Genomic DNA, 2,998 nt, shown 5'->3' with positions numbered 1-2,998 from the left:
GGTTGACCCGCAAAATACCCTGCACTGGTATCAGCGAGATCTAGCACAAGAGCTCGAACAGGCCCAGCCGTGGCAGGCACTGCTCGGCGGGGAAGAGGGGCAATATCAATGGCGCTGGCAGGGCAGTGCGGCTATCGGGTTGTTGCAACAATTGCAGCGCAGCCCGCTGCTGCGGCAAGTCAACGTCTTGTGGCGCAAGCAAAGTCAGCGTGTACATACCGTGGATGTTGCCGACTTGCAACTGCGAGTCAGTGATCAAAAAGAGTGGTTTGCCCTCGAGGGGGATATCACCGTTGATAAAGTTGTGGTCGCTTCACTGCGCCAGCTACTGAGCAGTGAATCACGTGATTACATCACCCTTGAAGATGGCCAGATCCTGCTGTTAACCGAACAGTTGCAACAGCATTTAGCTGCACTGCGCAATCTGGTCAATGACGATCACAGCTTTAACAGCCAACTGGCATTCCCGCTGCAACAACTGCTGGGGCAAAAAGCCCTCGACGGTGATGAACAGTGGCAAGCACTGACCGCCCGCTGGCAGCAACAAGTAGCCCTGCCAGAACCATTACTGCAGCAGCTGCGCAGCTATCAGCGTGAAGGTGTGCAGTGGCTGGCACACTTAAGTGAACACGGTTTTGGTGCCTGCTTGGCTGATGACATGGGGCTGGGGAAAACCTTGCAAGCCCTTACTCTGTTGCGCTTCCGGCAACATAGCGGCCCTGCACTGGTTGTTGCTCCAAAATCAGTTTTGCACAACTGGAGTGCGGAGATCGCCCGTTTTGCTCCTGAATTGAATGTACTCAATATTGAACAGGCCGATGATCGCGCGGCTATGTTTACCCGCGCCTCTACCCGCGATATTGTGCTGCTCAGTTATGGTCTGATTGCCCGTTGTGAAGAGTGGTTGCTGGAAAAAAACTGGTCCACTGCAGTGCTCGATGAAGCACAGCAGATTAAAAATGCCAATACCCAGCGTGCACGCTCACTGTTTAAATTGCAGGCACAAGCCCGTATTGCCCTCAGTGGTACGCCGGTTGAAAACGATCTTACCGAATTGTGGAGCTTGTTCGCTTTCATCAATCCGGGGCTGCTTGGCAGCAAAAATAAATTTACCCGCCAATATGCAACCGCCGTGCGTGATGATGAGAGCCTGCAACGTCTGCGCGCACTGGTTTCACCGTTTATTCTGCGTCGCACCAAAAAACAGGTATTAACTGAACTGCCAGATAAAACAGAAATCACCCACAGCGTCAGCCTGACCGAGCAAGAGTGGGCACTGTATGAAGCCGCTCGTCAGCAAACACTGACTGAACTTAGTGATGACAGTAACCAAAGTGGCAGCATGACCCTGTTGGCCGGTCTTACCCGTTTACGTCAGATTTGTTGTCACCCGCGTCTGTCAATGGCTGATTATCAAGGGCCAGCCAGTAAGCTCGAAGAGGCGCTATTACTGATTGATGAAGCACTCAGTGGTCAGCATAAAGTGCTGATCTTCAGTCAGTTTGTTGGTCTGCTAACCCTACTACGTCAACAGCTTGATCAGCGCAAACTGACCTACAGCTATCTTGATGGCAGCTGTTCGAGTACCGCCCGTCAACGGGCAATAGACAGTTTTAAAGCCGGAGATCACCCGCTATTTTTAATCAGCCTGAAGGCTGGCGGTACTGGGCTGAACTTAACCGAGGCCGACACCGTGATTCACCTTGACCCGTGGTGGAATCCGGCGGTTGAAGATCAGGCCAGTGATCGTGCGCACCGTATGGGGCAAACCCAGCCGGTGACCGTATACCGTTTGGTGGCCGAAGGCACGATAGAAGAGAAAATTGTCGCTCTACACAGTGAAAAGCGCGAACTGGCGGATAAAGTACTCAGCGGACAATCACACGTTGATAAAATTGACAGTGAGCAACTGTTTAACCTACTGCAACAGTAGCGGTTTATCATCGCCAAACAGTACTTTTCTAAAATACTGTTTGGCGCTAATACCAATAAGCAACAACAGCAAAAAAACAAATACTTTATAGGGATCTCAAAGCTTAGAGCGTGAGGAGTGTGTAAAAGGATATTCAGCAGAAATAGAAAATCAACAGGGATAATAAAAAACGATAGGGAATAAAAGAAGAGATAAAAAGCTGAACATTGTCAGTAAGATAAGTACATACCTCTTTTGTACCCTGATCGGGTAAACATCGGTATGCTACATTTATGCTATTCCGGCGAAATTCTATTCAACCGTTGTTATATTCAACATGTTGTTGCAATACGGTTTACACGAAACACCGTATAATTATTCGGTGGTGACACCGCTATGGCGGCAAATCTCAAGATGTCTTCACTAAATAACTGCGATAAACACCTAAATAGTTTAGTGACGTTTTGTGCATTAAAAGCTTTGTGCATTGCGAATATGCCAGTAAGCGCGTGCTTTGTTGAAGGCACGAGACACTAAATTAATGGCGGCTTGTTGCTTTTGAGCCTGAATAGCACGCTGACGGATGATAGATAAAGTCATGATAAAGCTCCTTAGAGTGACCGTATTTAGGATTTTGATTTGCACCAACAGGTTGTGTGACTGATGTCTCATTTCCTGTTAAAGCAAGAATAGCTGAAACGATACAGCGATGCAATAGTGTGATCGCCTTAACACAAAGATTTTTTTTACCTGTACAAATGTTTTTTTTGAAATGTACGATAATTGATTTGGCCTGTTACAGAAAAATATCCATATATGGTATTTGTTAGCCCACTATTATGTAAAAGATGTGGTCAGATCAGCATCGGAGGGAGATCATTAGCAGGATATGGTTTAAGATAGCAGAAGATATGTAGCAGACCCTTTCCGTTATATTTAGCGTGTTATGTTGATGACATTGTGTTTGGCCCGATAGTTATGTTTATCGCTGTGATGGAGACATCCATCCGAATGCGCCTGATAGTTAACTACTGAACGATGATGAACGATGAGTCGATGCGAAAAAACAAACGAAAGCTAGGCTTA

2 protein-coding genes are annotated in these 2,998 nt (G+C 47.3%); one reads left to right on the top strand and one right to left on the bottom strand.

The genetic code is table 11. The features are described from left to right. On the top strand, window positions 1-1,933 hold a 1,933-nt coding region (locus ACRC27_RS11085), incomplete at its 5' end, for a DEAD/DEAH box helicase (RefSeq protein WP_438639886.1). Between the two features lie 450 nt (window positions 1,934-2,383). Here the strand turns inward: ACRC27_RS11085 and ACRC27_RS11080 are convergent. After that, window positions 2,384-2,512: a hypothetical protein gene (locus tag ACRC27_RS11080; protein ID WP_438623250.1), complete on the bottom strand. Its 129-nt coding sequence runs from the start codon at window positions 2,510-2,512 to the stop codon at window positions 2,384-2,386. Window positions 2,513-2,998 lie beyond the last annotated feature (486 nt).

Source organism: Plesiomonas sp. (assembly GCF_051650925.1).
Taxonomy (GTDB): domain Bacteria; phylum Pseudomonadota; class Gammaproteobacteria; order Enterobacterales; family CAMTGL01; genus Plesiomonas.
Note: the sequence above shows the minus strand (reverse complement) of the source record. Positions and strands in the feature narration are given on the sequence as shown.

What these genes read in the sequence shown, in the direction of transcription:
- ACRC27_RS11080 (WP_438623250.1), bottom strand. Translation starts at nt 2,512, where the DNA reads ATGACTTTATCTATCATCCGTCAGCGTGCTATTCAGGCTCAAAAGCAA.